The sequence below is a fragment of the Fusibacter sp. QWL-12 genome (assembly GCF_058683495.1).
Map to the genome: position 1 here is coordinate 980,060 of NZ_CM178745.1, position 14,773 is coordinate 994,832.

General features: G+C 39.3%; 14 protein-coding genes. 1 reads left to right on the plus strand and 13 read right to left on the minus strand.

The features are described from left to right. Positions 1 to 201: 201 nt before the first annotated feature. The 12 genes from AC4PID_RS05140 to AC4PID_RS05195 form a co-directional block, all read right to left on the minus strand. Positions 202 to 1,527: a sigma-54-dependent transcriptional regulator gene (locus tag AC4PID_RS05140; RefSeq protein WP_492134495.1), complete on the minus strand. Its 1,326-nt coding sequence runs from the start codon at positions 1,525 to 1,527 to the stop codon at positions 202 to 204. Beyond that, positions 1,524 to 3,692: an ATP-binding protein gene (locus AC4PID_RS05145; RefSeq protein ID WP_492134496.1), complete on the minus strand. Its 2,169-nt coding sequence runs from the start codon at positions 3,690 to 3,692 to the stop codon at positions 1,524 to 1,526. Before AC4PID_RS05145 ends, AC4PID_RS05140 begins: the two co-directional genes overlap by 4 nt. Then, a complete protein-coding gene (locus AC4PID_RS05150) occupies positions 3,686 to 4,150 on the minus strand; it encodes a YbaK/EbsC family protein (RefSeq protein WP_492134497.1) in 465 nt (154 codons plus the stop codon). The genes AC4PID_RS05145 and AC4PID_RS05150 overlap by 7 nt, the downstream gene beginning before the upstream one ends. 10 nt (positions 4,151 to 4,160) lie before the next feature. Continuing rightward, a complete protein-coding gene (locus AC4PID_RS05155) occupies positions 4,161 to 4,880 on the minus strand; it encodes an MBL fold metallo-hydrolase (protein WP_492134498.1) in 720 nt (239 codons plus the stop codon). Positions 4,881 to 4,897: 17 nt separating this feature from the next. After that, positions 4,898 to 5,455 (minus strand): RNA 2',3'-cyclic phosphodiesterase, encoded by a 558-nt coding sequence (gene thpR, locus AC4PID_RS05160; protein ID WP_492134499.1) that lies wholly within the window; start codon positions 5,453 to 5,455, stop codon positions 4,898 to 4,900. A gap of 10 nt (positions 5,456 to 5,465) precedes the next feature. After that, positions 5,466 to 5,870: a hypothetical protein gene (locus AC4PID_RS05165; RefSeq protein ID WP_492134500.1), complete on the minus strand. Its 405-nt coding sequence runs from the start codon at positions 5,868 to 5,870 to the stop codon at positions 5,466 to 5,468. A gap of 154 nt (positions 5,871 to 6,024) precedes the next feature. Next, a complete protein-coding gene (locus AC4PID_RS05170; RefSeq protein ID WP_492134501.1) occupies positions 6,025 to 7,080 on the minus strand; it encodes a S66 family peptidase in 1,056 nt (351 codons plus the stop codon). A 38-nt stretch (positions 7,081 to 7,118) separates the two neighbouring features. Then, positions 7,119 to 8,531: a sigma-54 interaction domain-containing protein gene (locus AC4PID_RS05175; RefSeq protein WP_492134502.1), complete on the minus strand. Its 1,413-nt coding sequence runs from the start codon at positions 8,529 to 8,531 to the stop codon at positions 7,119 to 7,121. A 23-nt stretch (positions 8,532 to 8,554) separates the two neighbouring features. After that, entirely contained in the window at positions 8,555 to 9,241 is a 687-nt protein-coding gene (locus tag AC4PID_RS05180) for an HAD family hydrolase (RefSeq protein WP_492134503.1), read from the minus strand. Between the two features lie 116 nt (positions 9,242 to 9,357). Then, positions 9,358 to 10,719, minus strand: coding sequence for a TraB/GumN family protein (locus tag AC4PID_RS05185; protein WP_492134504.1), 1,362 nt, complete (start codon positions 10,717 to 10,719; stop codon positions 9,358 to 9,360). A 264-nt stretch (positions 10,720 to 10,983) separates the two neighbouring features. Continuing rightward, positions 10,984 to 11,631 (minus strand): 3-oxoacid CoA-transferase subunit B, encoded by a 648-nt coding sequence (locus AC4PID_RS05190; RefSeq protein ID WP_492134505.1) that lies wholly within the window; start codon positions 11,629 to 11,631, stop codon positions 10,984 to 10,986. Between the two features lie 12 nt (positions 11,632 to 11,643). After that, on the minus strand, positions 11,644 to 12,291 hold the full coding sequence (locus AC4PID_RS05195) for a CoA transferase subunit A (protein ID WP_492134506.1): 648 nt from the start codon (positions 12,289 to 12,291) through the stop codon (positions 11,644 to 11,646). 447 nt (positions 12,292 to 12,738) lie between these two features. Here AC4PID_RS05195 and AC4PID_RS05200 point away from each other — a divergent pair, with 447 nt between their 5' ends. Continuing rightward, complete coding sequence (locus tag AC4PID_RS05200; RefSeq protein ID WP_492134507.1) at positions 12,739 to 13,155, plus strand: bacteriohemerythrin; 417 nt, start codon at positions 12,739 to 12,741, stop codon at positions 13,153 to 13,155. Positions 13,156 to 13,281: 126 nt separating this feature from the next. Here AC4PID_RS05200 and cysS read toward each other — a convergent pair whose 3' ends face one another. Then, positions 13,282 to 14,742 carry a cysteine--tRNA ligase gene (gene cysS / locus AC4PID_RS05205; protein ID WP_492134508.1) on the minus strand — a complete coding sequence of 487 codons (1,461 nt, stop codon included), beginning with the start codon at positions 14,740 to 14,742 and terminating at the stop codon, positions 13,282 to 13,284. Positions 14,743 to 14,773 lie beyond the last annotated feature (31 nt).

Sequence of the window (14,773 nt, forward strand, 5' to 3'; positions counted from 1 at the left end):
TGACACTTATTTAACAGCAAGACTCATGCCAACTTGTTTTTAAATTCAAACACAGCATTTTCAACGATTTGTTGAAGTACTAAAAAATAATGGTGCGCCAAATTTGTCACACTGTGACATTTCTGGCGCACTTAAATTTTTAATTACTTGATTATTTAATTATTTGATAATTTGATGATTTGACTATGATTTGACTACGATTTATTTTAGATGATATTTATTAATCTTTCTATGAAGCGATCTGCGGCTAATGCCTAACTGCTCTGCCGCTTTAGTCACATTACCCTCAGAGCTGATCAATGCACTTTTAATCACATTTGCTTCAGCTGCATCGATTTGCTCTTCATAATAAAATGGATCTTTTGATAAAAGGTGCTCTGGAAGATCAATCAGTTCAATTTGAGCGCCTTCACTCATCAGAAGTAATCTTTCGACTATATTTTCAAGTTCTCGAACATTGCCCGGCCAATCGTATGCCAGCATTGCTTTATATGCTTCCTCAGAAATTGCCTTTCTTTTGGTTTGGTAGGTTTTCGACGAGTGTTCAATAAAACTCTCAATTAAGTCCCTCATATCCTCTCGACGCTCTCTAAGTGGTGGCACATCAAGCGGTATAACATTTAACCGATAATAAAGGTCTTCTCTAAAGTTGCCCTCTTTTACTAGCTGCTCTAGACTTTTATTGGTTGCAGATATAATTCTGACGTCTAATGAAATCGTCTGAGTTCCCCCAAGTCGTTCCAGCTCTTTCTGCTGAATGATTCTCAATAATTTAAGTTGGATTAATGGTGAAATATCACCGATTTCGTCTAAAAATATCGTACCGCCATTTGCGAGCTCGAAGCGACCTAACTTGCGATTAAACGCACCTGTAAAAGCCCCTTTTTCATAGCCAAAGAGTTCACTTTCAAGTAAGGTTTCAGGTAAAGCTGAGCAGTTCACTTTTATAAATGGCTTATCATTACGATCACTCAGTTCATGAATCGCATGCGCAACTAATTCTTTACCAGCACCGGTTTCGCCGTGTATATAAATATTGGCATTACTTTGTGCCACTTTATGCAGTAGCTTTAGCAAGCCCTTCATTTTATCACTGTTTGCTACCAGAAGATGACTTTCGCTATAGCTTACGGGTAAATCGGCTTCCATCTGTAGGACCACTTTTTTAACCGCAGAAATGACTTCCTCCAGATCAAAGGGTTTGCGTATATAGTCTCTCGCACCCATTTTTAGTGCACTGATCGCCGTTTCAACCGTAGCAAAAGCCGTCATTACAATCACTTCAATATCTACACCCTGAGCCTTAATCTTCTCCAAAAAAGAAATGCCATCGCCATCTGGGAGTTTGATGTCTGTGATCAACAAATCAAAATGCTGTTTTTTTAATAGCTGCCAAGCTTCATCGATACTGCCGACAGCGGTCACCTCGTATCCTTCGCCCTTTAGTACTCTTAAAAGAAGTTTGGCGAGATTTTCCTCATCTTCAACAATAACGATACTGAAAACACGATCTAATTTTGATTTCATAAAACACCGCCTTCAAGTGGTAGCTCTATCGTAAAAACGGTTCCAGTATCACTAGAGGTCGTTAATTCAAGACTACCATGATGATTCTCTACAATCCTAGCACAAATAGATAAACCAAGTCCAGTCCCCTTAGGACGCGTCGTAAAAAACGGCGAAAAAATTCTCTCCTGAATCTCCGTAGGAATACCTTCACCCTCATCCGTCACCATCAGTCTAAAGACATTTTGTTCACGAATTACTTCAGAAGCAACGGTTACCACTTGCCCTTCTTTTGAAGCTTGAACCGCATTTAAAATCAAATTATACAAAACTTGCTTTATCTGATCGCTATCAAAGCTAAAGCTAGCATCTTCTCCGATGCTGACGTTTAAAGTAACCCCAGCATCTGTAACTCTCTGATCCAGCAGATAAACGACTTCTGCCAGGACTTTGTTCATATCTTGATTTTTATAGATTGGTGTATTAGGACTTGCAAAGCTCATAAAACGCTCGATTAATCGGTCAAGACGATCAACCTCATTGAGCACAATCCTTAAATCAGACACCACAACAGAATCCTCAGGTAGCTCACGAATGGCCATTTGTGTATAGCCTCTAACGGATGCCAGTGGATTTCTAATTTCATGCGCCACACCAGCGCTCAGCTCTCCCAACTCAGACAGTTTCTTTGCTCTGATTACACTGTGTTCAAATCGCTCTCTCGCTTCAATACTTTGAATGAGTACCGTCATCCCTACGACGTTTTGATAGATATCTCTTTGAACCAAGGTACTGAGCCATCGCTCCTCACACTTTAGATCCTCAATTGGCGCGCCTTGCAACAAGCTTTGATAGATTGCATCGGTTATCTCTTTATAATTGGACAGCTCAAGTGATTTGTTAATCACATTTGCTTCATCCTCAATCCCAAGAAGTTCTAAAGCTCTTAAATTGATTGAGGTCACCTTGCCATGTCCATCGATGGTGAGCATCCCAGTGCTGGTATGATCGACCATCGCATCAATAGAATCCTTTACCCTTTTTACAGACTCAATTTCACCCGTTTTCTCAAGTGTCTTTTGTAGCATGAACACCAACTCTTCGAGGAGGAAATCAAATGTATGCGTCAATGCTTTAACTTCATCCGTTACACCATAAACAGCTGGTGATGCTTCAAGCTTATGTGATGCGAGTAGCTGAGTCGTTCTCTGCTTTAATAGTCGGATGGGGTTGGTAATACGCTTGGACAAACCATATGAGAATAAAAGCAATAGCGCAATCGTAACGATTAACACCAGCGCAAAGTAATATCGAATACTGCCAACGATTGCCAAGGCTTCTTCTTCCGGTTCACTGATCGAGAGATACCACGCCATACTTTGTGTGTCGTACTTAATGATCGGCACATAACAGACGACATAGCTGATTTCACCTGAGGTTTCATAATGTACACCATTAGGATTAGAATGTGTCGGTAAACTTGTTTTACTAATTAAGCGCGCTTTCCCTAGGCTACCCAAGTTAACATTCCTTAGAATTTCATCGATTGCCTTGAAGTTCATCTTTTCTACTACAACCCCCACGTACTGCTGCTGATGATCGTATAAGGGTCTGGCAAATAAAATATAATTATCATCATCTATGTCAGATACATAAGGCGTTTCCGAAAAAACAGTCTGTTTAAACGCATCATTCGAAGATAATATGTTCTCAATTGTGCCATCAACATCAAGAACAATTTCTGATGTTTGAGTGTTCTGTGAGTTCGGATTTACACCTGCCTTTTCAACGATTTGCTTTTGATAACTATCAGAAAAAGCAGAGTATAACGTCTCACCAATAGGACTGAAGACGACGATTTCATCATAGGTTTGATAATAGTCGACAACATACTGTAGATAGGCTTGCTTATCCTCTGCAGCGACTTGATCTAAAACTAAAATCTGCGACTGAGAGATAACTTGAATGTCCGCTTCCCTTTCAAACAAAAACCGCTCAATTTTATTGGCGGTTTCTTTTGCAAGTGTCGTTAACTCTCTTTCTTTGTTTTGAGTCACCGTCTCAGTAATTTGATTATAAAACACGCTACCCAAAGTCAAAGTCAGCAGCAAGCTTGATACAAAGAAGATGGCCATAACTTTAACCTGTAGCGATGCATTTTTATACTTGGCTATGAATTTTACCATTTGCAAACATCCACCCATTGATCCGTTCCAGAGTAGGTTGCAAGCTCCTCTAAATCTACTCTTATGGCTGAATTGCTACTGCCACATGCTGGATAGACGGTTTCAAATCGTTTAAGTGAAGCATCTAAAAAGACGGGAATTTCTTCCTTAAGTCCAAAAGGACATACACCACCAACTGCATGGCCGGTGTAATGTAAGACTTCATCGGGCGTCAACATTCTCGCTTTAAAGCCAAACTGATTTTTAAATTTTGCATTATCAATCTTAGCATCGCCTGCAACGACGACGAGCATGCCGCTATCTTCATTTCGAAACGATAAGGTTTTGGCAATCCTCGCAGGTTCAACACCTACTGCTAAAGCCGCTAGCTCAACGGTTGCGCTAGACGTTTCGAACTCCATAATGTCAGATGCCTTATTAAATGCCGACAAGTGTTTTCTTACTGCTTCTATTGCCATATAATCCCCCTTATAATTTTTTTAATAGTGCTGAAACATCACCTTTAACGCTGCCGCCATGATAACAGATCACTTCGGAAATTTCGAGCTCGCTTAACTTTATCGCCGAGCGTCTCGCTTCTTCCAAATCCAGTGAATATTGTGGATTTGCCATAAACAGAACACCTTCTTCTGAGACGAGTGCATCACCAGAAATCAACCGCTTCTCTGTTGGTAAGTAAACCGACATATGACCAGGCATGTGTCCAGGTGTTAATATTGCCACCACTTCACCCAATTGATCAATCGCTTCACCCTCTTTTACAGTTCGATCTACGGTTACGGGCTCTATCTCACTTAAATATTTATGAAAGCCCCTCGCCCATTCCTTTCGTTCTTCAGGTAAAGTATCATAAATGGATTCAGCTTGTACCAAACGAAGTGATTTTAACTGTCCCTCAATATAATCTTTTTCAATCTCAGAGCTAATTACCACAAAATTAGGAAACTCTCTTTTGAGTTCAGCCAATGAACCGAAATGATCGTGATCATGATGTGTGATTACAATTTTTGTAAGGTCTTTAGGATTGTAACCCAGCTTGCTGATTGCCTCCTTTATAAGCGGTGCAACACCAGGATTGCCACAATCTACGAGTATAAGTTCTTCGCCACTTTTTATGAGTACAGGATGGATGTGCATCACCATTCCATTGTTTGTAAATCTAATATCCAAATCATAAGTTTGTGTCATAATAGCCTCCAAATCCATTAGAATTCGATTCGTTCAATTGGTCGATAGCTGCGCTTACCCGATACCACTTCTGAAATAAATATCGTGACTGCCGTTACCTCAAAAGAACTGTTTAAAGTTTTAAAATAAGGTGCTAATGTATTTAAACCACCTTTTAATTTAATGCTTTGCCCTAGCGTTATATGTGGCGTGTATTCTCGATGATCACGCGGATAGCAAAGCGCATCAAGTACACATTCCGTTTGAAAATAAAGTCGATTTAACGCTTTAAGATCACCATCTACACCTAACCAAAGAACGCGAATATTACTCTGCTCTTCACCCTTTGCATCAAAGGTACCGCCACCTTTTAAGTTCAACGAAAATGGTTTGAAACCCTTTATTTCGCTTCTGAGTCCTTCTGCAATGCTCTTAACCTCAGTTTCCTCTATCTCGCCAAGAAATCTTAGCGTTATATGAAATGAATCGGCAGGCTTCCAGTTCCCCTTATATGACTGTTCTTGTATTTTTTGCTCAAGCTGAAAAATGTCTGATTTTAAAGCTTCAGGTAAATCAACACCGATAAATATTCGCATATGGCCTCCGTTAACGGTTCATTACACTTAATTTTAACGTGTCTTTTGTAAAATAATAAAGTGCAATTAATCCCTGTATCATTCCAAAAGTAAAAAAGATGACATGTAGGGCAACAATTGACTGTAAAATAATGCACTGTATCACAATCCAAAGTACGAGTGCAACTGCTTCAAAACCACTAAAATAAACCCATAAGGGATGTTTTTTAAATAGAATTATACCAGAGGTTACATTGCCTACACCTATAATAAGCATTAAAAACAGCCCAGGGATTAAAAATGAGTCAAAGGGTCCGAGTTTTAATGCATCTGTAGACATCCCCATAGGCATGGTTGGATTCATCACAGCGCCTAAACCACCAGCTATGGCGCCAAAGCCAACAAGGAAATGAAGCCCCATTAGTAACTTTTTCATTTAAACCTCCTAAGGATTATCCTTAAACCGGATCATCATATAACTTAGTATCATTTAATCTCATTATCATTTAATCTTATCAGTATTTAATCTTATCAGCATTTATGCTTATAATCGCTTATGCTAATTTTTATTTAAAATTGATTTAATTACTTCATTTGGTTCCCGACTCTAAGATCGCAAAGCTTCGCTCCTCACAGGAGATTTCAGCCAATGCCCCTATTGGCAGCGTCATCATTGGGGCTGTATGACCAAAATTCAAATTATATAAAATAGGTAATTCCGTCAGCTTAAGCTCTTCTGATATCACTTTCATTATGACGCCTTTATAAGCTTCATAATGTGTCTCATCATAAGGCTTTCCAAATAGGATGCCCGATATTTTAGAAAACACAGACATTGCGCCTAATGCTCTAAGCATTCTTTCTAACGCGATGGGTTCTACCGTTTCTTCACTGGTTTCTAGGAAAAGCAGTGCCCCTTCGAACTGACTGTCATTTGGCCAAAGGTCGGTTCCTCTTAACCCATCGATGACTTCTATACAGCCTCCTATTAGCCTTCCTTGCACACTTCCATTCCCTTGAAGACATTCGACGCCATGTGTTTCAGGCATCATTTTACGCTTTATGGTTAAATTTTCAGGCACATGCCATTCAAGACGCTCAGAGGTCCATTGATTGCTATGACTGATCTTGCCGATCACTTCTGAACACATCACAACGCTTTGAAATGAATCTATCGTATAATCATGTAAAGCCACATTTTCAGCAAACTCACTGAGAAGTGCAGGACCATAGTAGCTTCTAATCCCAGCTTTTAAACACATAAAATGCGCTACGGTGGTATCTGAATAGCCAATAAAAACCTTCGAGTGCTGCTCGATGACAGCAAAATCAATATAAGGCAGCATTCTGATACTCTCATCGCCACCTATACAGCTAAAAATGCCCTTTATCTCAGGGTCCAGAAATGCCTGCATAAAATCCTCAGCACGCTTTTCAGGATGTGAATAGACATACTCAGTACCTTTAAGGGTGTTCGGCATTTCTATCAGCTCAAGTCCAAATTGTGATTTTAATCTTTCCTTTGCTAGCAAATATCTCAAATAAATCCCTTCGTCACCAGCGCCACCCCATGACAAACTAACTGCTGCAATCTTATCGCCCGCTTTTAAGGTATTCGGTATTTTTAACTGCGCTAAATTCATCATAATGCCCCCTACATTCATCCTCTTATATCCTGTATGCGCTATTCGGCTTCCATTCCAAGTTTACTCATTTTTTTATAAAGTGCAGTTCGATGAATCCCTAAGCTATGTGCAGCTTTGGTACGATTGCCACCAGCTGCCACAAGTGCTTTGGTGATCACTTCTCTTTCAAAGCGATCCATCAGTGTATAAAGATCTACAGATTGATCTGAAGCAAAGGCATCGAGGTTTAAACCTGTGGCATCAATAGCTTCACCCTTCTCGTGTGCAATATAGTCAGGTAAATCACTTACGATAATTTGATTCATTTTCGATAAACTGACAGCACTTTCCACGACGTTTCTAAGCTCTCTAACATTCCCCGGCCATTTATAGTGCTCGAGACAATGCTTTGCTTCTTTGGAAAAACCGTCAAGAGAGATATTGCGTTCCTTTGCAAAAAGCTGTAAGTAATGATTGGCTAAAAGCATGATGTCGCGTTTGCGCTCTATCAGTGGCGGCAACTTAAGATGAACAACTTTAAGTCGATAGTATAGATCACTTCTAAATTTACCCTGTGTGACGAGTTCATGAAGGTCTTCATTACTTGCTGAAATAAACCGCACATCAATATTAATTCTTTGATTGCCTCCCACGCGCTCCATCTCACGCTCTTCAATTACTCTCAGTAGTTTCGCTTGCATTTCAAAGGGCATAGAGCTCAGCTCATCTAAGAAAATCGTACCGCCATTGGCAAGCTCAAACTTACCGATTCTACCATGAGTCGATGCACCTGTAAACGCACCGGGTTCATAGCCAAATAGCTCTGATTCAAATAAATCTCTAGGTATTCCCGCACAGTTAATGCGTACAAAAGGTCCATAACGTCTTAAACTCGCTTCATGAATGGCATGTGCAAAATACTCCTTGCCCGTACCACTTTCCCCCTCGATATAGACACTAGCATTCCCTTCAGCAGCCATTTTTGCTGAATCGATCAAAGACAACATATGTGGATCAGCCGTCAAAATTTGCTCAAAAGAATACTTTGCCAAATTAAGACGTTTGATCTCTTGTTTGTATTTTTTTACGTGTTGCTTCATTTGTTCAAGATGATCGGATAAGTGTTTTACTTCTAGGATGTCCTTGAACATAATCGTACCTACAGCACCCACGGCTTCACCATTTCTGATAATTGGGATCCGCGAAGTGACGCAGTTATGCCCTTTTATAACCTGTAGATCTCCAATTTCGGGCATACCCGTTTTCAAAACGATATGAAGGCGTGTATTTTCGATCACTTCAGTTACATGCTTCCCGATAACCTCTTCTTCTTTAACATCTAAAAATTTTTCGTATTTAAATTTGATGATGAGGCCATTTTTATCGATGATGATGAGACCCTCGTATGCTTTTTCTATAAACTCATCGATAATTTCCATTTCCCATTTTAATTGTTCATAGGATTTTTCCATAGCTTCACCTCATTTTTGAATATTTATTTGATCTCACTTTCTATTACAATGTCGATGAGATCCATTGGCGCATCGATAACATAGGTTGGATTTTTAAGCATCAGCTTTTCCTTATCAAGCAGTGTCCACGCCACCAAAACTGAATCACAGCCAGCATTTTGAGCGGTCTCAAGATCGTGGCCACTATCACCAACGAATAGTACTTTTCGCATCGTCTGCTCTCTTTCACTATCTAAGACGCCCATAATTTGCAGTGCTTTGAAAACGCCTTCTTGATGTGGCTTTGCCTGAACGACGTCATTGAAAGAAATACTGACATCCACTAGTTCTGTTAACCCAAAGAGTTCAAGTCCATGCCGAATACCATTGCTACCCTTATTGGAAACCACGCCGATTTGACATCCCAGTTGTTTTAATTTGGCTAACATCTCCTTACAGCCATCAAATAGCGTCGTGTAAGCATCTCTAACATTTTTGTATGACTCTCGATAGATGGGCATCAACTCTTGAAACTGATCCAAACTAATAAATCGCATCTGTTCTTCAAGCGTTTTACCTAAAACCGATTCAAGCTCCTCTGGCTTAAATGGCGTACCGCGATGCGATATAGCCGCCTGATTAAGCGCATAAATTACCGCTTTATTAGAATTAACGATGGTCCCATCAAAGTCAAATAATATATATTGATATCTTAGTTTTTCGTTTATCAAAATAACCTACCTTTACTTATTTCATTATATAATATCACAAGTTATATCAAAAGAGCGATTTAATAGGTTGTTTCCCTAATAAATCGCTCTCATTTCAACTCTCTAGCTTTATTAAACTATTCAAATACTCTTTCTACAGTAAAGCCATTGCTCTCAAGCACTTTTATCATGTTTTCTGGATTGATAAAGTGACCTGCGCCAACAACGACAAAATAAGTCGCTTTTTCATTTGAGTTTAAGATCTCCATAACTTTTGTCGCCATGTCTAAATCTCTTTGACCAAATAACATATCATTCAGTTCATTTGACTCACCAGTTGTCGCTTGATTAAAGCTCTCTGTGAAACCGTCGATATCGCCGTCAATCCAAAGTGTTAACCATTCTTGTAAAAGATCGCTACTATCTGTCTCACCCGCTTCAGCTGGGTTGAGGATACCGTCCACGATAGCACCTAAATAGCTAGATTGGAATTCTTCAGATAAGCCATCAAACAAATCAGTTTGGTAAGCAACGCCTTCAAGCTCTACCACTGGTTTACCAGTAAGGTAAGCATTGATCGTAAAGTACAAATCGATTCCATAGTTTGCGCCACCAGCACTTTCAGTCGTGCCTTCCTCTGATGCATCAGTACTTGTCATTGATAAGACACTAAGTTCATTAGCAAGTGCCCAAGGCTTTAAAGTACCATAGATGGATGCATCTAAGCCATATTGTTCGAACACTTTTTCTATTTCAGAATAAAGGTCTGCATCTATATGATCTTTTAAAGTGGTACCATCTGTATAAAATGCTTTACTTCTAAAATAATCTAAACCGCCAAATGGATTTAATAAATCCGCTTCCACCATCAGCGCATCAGCAGCTTCAAATGCCGATTTCACTTCTGTATTTAATGGATATTGATCTGAGCTGCCTACGTGAATAGAGCCTAATAAGTATACCGTCGTGTCGCCGTTTTCAACTTTCCAGAATACGCCTTTGCCACCTTGCTCAAGCTTTTCATAAGCGTAACCAACCGTATTAATACCAAAAATTACCGCTTGCTCAAGTGTACATTCAGCATCGAGCTTCAGACCACTGCCTGTACCATTGACGATACCATTTTCATGTAAAAAAGCAGTCCATTCACCTTCGGTTACAAGACCGTATTCACCAAGAAGGTTATAGTAATTCGCTAAAACAGCGCCTCTTGTTGTCCCCTCTGCAGCAACGCCATCTTTAAAATCAGCCTTATCTGCAATCACGTCAAGCTTTTGATCTACATTGTCTAAAAGTGTCGACAGATGTGCTGCGTCGATGGTTCCTAAAAAACCTTCAGTGTACCACTCCATCGGATAGATACCATATTTTTCGCCCTCATTGAGGACTTGAATCGCCCATGAACTATAAGCCGCTTCGTCTGCCCAAACTGGTGACACTGCCGTTAGCAATATCGAGAGCATCAGTACGACACTCATTGCCTTTTTCGTTAATTTCATAATTTGCCTTCCTTTCATCCTAACTAAATTTACTGTCCTTATCATAGCAGACCCGTTAATTTATTATCATTAGAAAAGTCTTAAAGTTTCATTAATCTATGTTAGGATAACTTATCAAAGTATTAACACAAAGAAAAAAGCAGTTCCTGATTCACAAACGTCATTCAGGCAACTGCTTATTTTAACTTTAGGATGATCCATCCTTGCGATTTGCAAATTCACGAGAGCCTATTGGCTAATCCCTACTCGTGCATGCAATTTATACTAACACATCTCTTTGATATTTTCTGGAATAATTAAAGCTGCTTCAGTCGCCTCTTTAATTTGCTCTAAAGTATATTCAGGATTGTACTCCGTTAAGACAAGACCCTCTGGTGTAACTTCCATTACACCCATCTCTGTAATAATCTTGCTTACTTTTTTCGCCCCAGTTAGAGGCAATGTACATTTCTTTAATATCTTTAAATCGCCTTTTGCAGTGTGTGTCATGGCAACGATTACTTTTTTAGCACCACCAACCAAATCCATCGCACCGCCCATACCTGGTACAAGCTTACCTGGAATCATCCAGTTAGCAAGGTTTCCTTCTTCGTCGACCTGTAACGCCCCTAAAACGGTGGCATCCAAATGTCCGCCTCGAATAATCGTAAACGACATCGCACTGTCGAAGAAAACCCCACCTGGAATTATCGTCACTGGCGTCCCGCCGGCATTAACCAAATTTGGATCGATTTGATCCTCTTCTGGCGCAGGTCCAATTCCTGTAAATCCATTCTCTGAATGCAGGATAATTTCTACCCCTTCGTCTATATAATTAGGAACTAAAGTTGGGAGACCTATTCCTAGATTGACGACATCTCCGTCTTTGAACTCTTTCGCAACACGTCTTGCGATGATTTCTTTTGCATCCATGTGTAATCCCTCCTAAGCCTTAACGATTTGTTTAACGAATAAACCCGGTGTCATAATTAAATGTGGGTCTAATTCGCCGACTTTAACTACTTCTTCTGCCTCAACGATAACAAGGTCAGCTGCAGTCGCCATCAATGGGTTAAAGTTACGAGTTGATTCATGGTAGTAAACATTCCCTTTTTCGTCTACTTTAGAGCCGAAGATTAAAGCCACATCTGCTCTAAGCGCTTTTTCTAGTAAGAATGTTTTACCGTCGATAATTAAGTGATCTTTACCCTCAGCAACTGGTGTTCCAACGCCTATCGGAGTTAAAACGCCACCAAGTCCTGCCCCTCCTGCACGAACTTGCTCTGCGAGAGTACCTTGAGGAACTAAAACCACCTCAAGTTTGCCTTCATTCATTAACCTGCCAGTTTCCTTATTTGTGCCTATATGTGAAACGATGACTTTCTTTGCTTGACCGCTAACCACAAGTTTACCAATCCCTCTATCGATAAACCCAGTGTCATTGCCAATTATCGTCAAATCTTTCACGCCTTTTTGTATCAGTGCATCGATCATCTTATGTGGGCTGCCACATGCTAAAAAGCCGCCAATCATAATCGTCATACCATCTTCAATTTTTGAGATGGCCTCTTCTATTGATACTAATTTTTTCATTTATCGCCCTCCGAGAAATGGTGATTTATAAAATGAAAATCCCTGCCTATTATATAAGCAATTCTCATGCCAACTTTAAAATCAAAAAAATTTTCGGTTGGAAAACGTTGAAATTTTAACAGACTTTATTTCAGGCACCTTAACCTTATTGCTTTACAGCTTTAATAAAGTGAATAAATTCACGAAAATTGTATCCGTATAGCTACAACAATTATTAAAAATACCGTACAACCTTTATTTTGTAGCAAAATAGATACATTCATTATAAATAACATGTCTCCGTTTTGATACAACTTGAAGTCAAACTCATCTTTTTAGATTAAAACTGGTCCTATATAGTGCCATACGCACCCTAAAATAAACGCATATGATATTTTTTCCCATTAATTACTTAATCATGTTTTTAACAAACTAAAAGGGGTATTTTTACATCAAGGAGGTGGCTTAATGCAAATTTATAAGTGGACTGAAGCGCTTAGAACCAATGTCGATAAAATTGACAATGATCATAAAATGATCATCAATAAAGCGCAAGAGCTTACAGAAGCCATGCAACAGGGCAAAGGTAAGCAACAAATTGTGGAAACTTTGACTTTCCTACAAAAATATGTGAAAACGCATTTCGCAGAAGAAGAAGTTATGCAGCAAAAATCTCATTTTAAGGACTTTGACACACACAAGAAAAATCATACTTATTTTATTAGTGAACTCGACAAGCTATCTGACAAGATTAAACTTGATCCAACTTCGACTGTCAACGTCATCGAACTTAACCGTTTGATTTCAGGTTGGTTTATGAATCACATTCAAAAAATGGATGTAGAGGTAGCAAAACATATTAATTCAACCGATAACAATAACTAAAGTCCAAGTCGATGCGTTCGACCAATCGCCTTTTTAGGCTTAAAAAAGCTAGTCATCCCATAGTGGAAGACTAGCTTTTTGCATTCTAATTATTATTAATATTATTCTAAATATTATTTTATAAACCTATTTCTGCCACTTAGCACCTTCAGGTGTGTCTATAATTGTGATGCCTTTTTCTTTAAAAGCATCTCTTATAGCATCTGCAGTCGCCCAGTCTTTGTTCTTTTTAGCCTCAGCGCGTTTTACAAGCTGTGCTTCAATCCACTGTACTTCATCATCTGATACTTCTGCACTTAACGACGCTACTGGTTCAAGTAATTTTAATGACAGCACCGTGTCCATGTATTCGAACAAATCTACCTTTTCTGTGTCATTTATGTCCGCTTTTAATACATCGTATACAACAGTAAGTGCATTTGCTGTATTTAAATCATCTGCTAGGCAATCATTAAACTTATCTACTAATGTTTTAGCTTCACTGGTTAATCCACTCAATACCTCTGAGCTCAACTCAGTATAATTTCTAGCTGTTTTACCTTTAGCATGGTAGCCATTTGCTTCCGCTAAAGCTGAGGTTCTTTTTCTCAATTTATAATAAGCATTTTCTGCCATATCCAAGCTATCATATGAGAAAGTCAATTGCTTTCTATAATGTGAGCCAAGTACAAAGTAGCGGTAACTAAGTGGGTCATAGCCTTTTTTTTCAAGCAGCGAAACTGTTAAGAACTCGCCTGAGGATTTACTCATTTTACCTTCTGACTCAATTAAGAATTCAGCATGCCACCAGTACTTCGTCCAAGGTTTGCCTGTATAGCTTTCTGTTTGAGCGATTTCGTTTGTATGATGCACAGGGATGTGATCCACACCACCACAGTGAATGTCTAGCTGTTCTCCCAAGTTTGTCAGTGAGATAACAGAGCATTCGATATGCCAGCCTGGGTATCCAACACCCCATGGCGAATCCCATTTCATCGCTTGGTTTTCAAACTTTGACTTAGTAAACCAAAGGACAAAATCCTGTGGATTCTTTTTAAAAGTATCCTCTTCAACATCGTGTCTATGTGCGACACGAAGCTCTTCAAGGTTCATCTTAGAAAGCGCCGTATAGAGGTCAAACTTTGAGATATCAAAGTAAACATTGCCATTTGCAAAGTAAGTATAGCCTTTATCTTCTAACGTTTTAATAAAGTCGATGTATTTGTCGATGTAGTCTGTGGCTTTCGCAACGACATCTGGTTTTTGTATATTGAGCTTTTCGCAGTCTTTAAAGAATGCATCTGTATAGTACTGCGCGATTTGCCATACGGTCTTATTTTCCCTTAAAGCGCCTTTTAGCATTTTATCTTCGCCATCGTCCGCATCTGATTCAAGGTGACCAACATCCGTGATGTTCATCACACGCTTCACATCATACCCTAAAAGCTCTAGTGATTTTTGAAGGATATCCTCGTGGATATAGGTTCTGAGATTGCCGATATGGGCATAATTGTAGACGGTCGGTCCACAAGTATAAAGCTTGACCTCATTTTCATGATACGGCACAAAAGCCTCAATGCTTTTGGACATAGAATTATAAAGTTTCATAATTTTGACCTCCTGATTTACTTTTTAAGTA

Excerpts from the sequence above, each read along its gene's own strand:
- AC4PID_RS05140 (WP_492134495.1), bottom strand. The coding sequence starts at position 1,527 with ATGAAATCAAAATTAGATCGTGTTTTCAGTATCGTTATTGTTGAAGAT.
- AC4PID_RS05145 (WP_492134496.1), bottom strand. The coding sequence starts at position 3,692 with ATGGTAAAATTCATAGCCAAGTATAAAAATGCATCGCTACAGGTTAAA.
- AC4PID_RS05150 (WP_492134497.1), bottom strand. The coding sequence starts at position 4,150 with ATGGCAATAGAAGCAGTAAGAAAACACTTGTCGGCATTTAATAAGGCA.
- AC4PID_RS05155 (WP_492134498.1), bottom strand. The coding sequence starts at position 4,880 with ATGACACAAACTTATGATTTGGATATTAGATTTACAAACAATGGAATG.
- thpR (WP_492134499.1), bottom strand. The coding sequence starts at position 5,455 with ATGCGAATATTTATCGGTGTTGATTTACCTGAAGCTTTAAAATCAGAC.
- AC4PID_RS05165 (WP_492134500.1), bottom strand. The coding sequence starts at position 5,870 with ATGAAAAAGTTACTAATGGGGCTTCATTTCCTTGTTGGCTTTGGCGCC.
- AC4PID_RS05170 (WP_492134501.1), bottom strand. The coding sequence starts at position 7,080 with ATGATGAATTTAGCGCAGTTAAAAATACCGAATACCTTAAAAGCGGGC.
- AC4PID_RS05175 (WP_492134502.1), bottom strand. The coding sequence starts at position 8,531 with ATGGAAAAATCCTATGAACAATTAAAATGGGAAATGGAAATTATCGAT.
- AC4PID_RS05185 (WP_492134504.1), bottom strand. The coding sequence starts at position 10,719 with ATGAAATTAACGAAAAAGGCAATGAGTGTCGTACTGATGCTCTCGATA.
- AC4PID_RS05190 (WP_492134505.1), bottom strand. The coding sequence starts at position 11,631 with ATGGATGCAAAAGAAATCATCGCAAGACGTGTTGCGAAAGAGTTCAAA.
- AC4PID_RS05195 (WP_492134506.1), bottom strand. The coding sequence starts at position 12,291 with ATGAAAAAATTAGTATCAATAGAAGAGGCCATCTCAAAAATTGAAGAT.
- AC4PID_RS05200 (WP_492134507.1), top strand. The coding sequence starts at position 12,739 with ATGCAAATTTATAAGTGGACTGAAGCGCTTAGAACCAATGTCGATAAA.
- cysS (WP_492134508.1), bottom strand. The coding sequence starts at position 14,742 with ATGAAACTTTATAATTCTATGTCCAAAAGCATTGAGGCTTTTGTGCCG.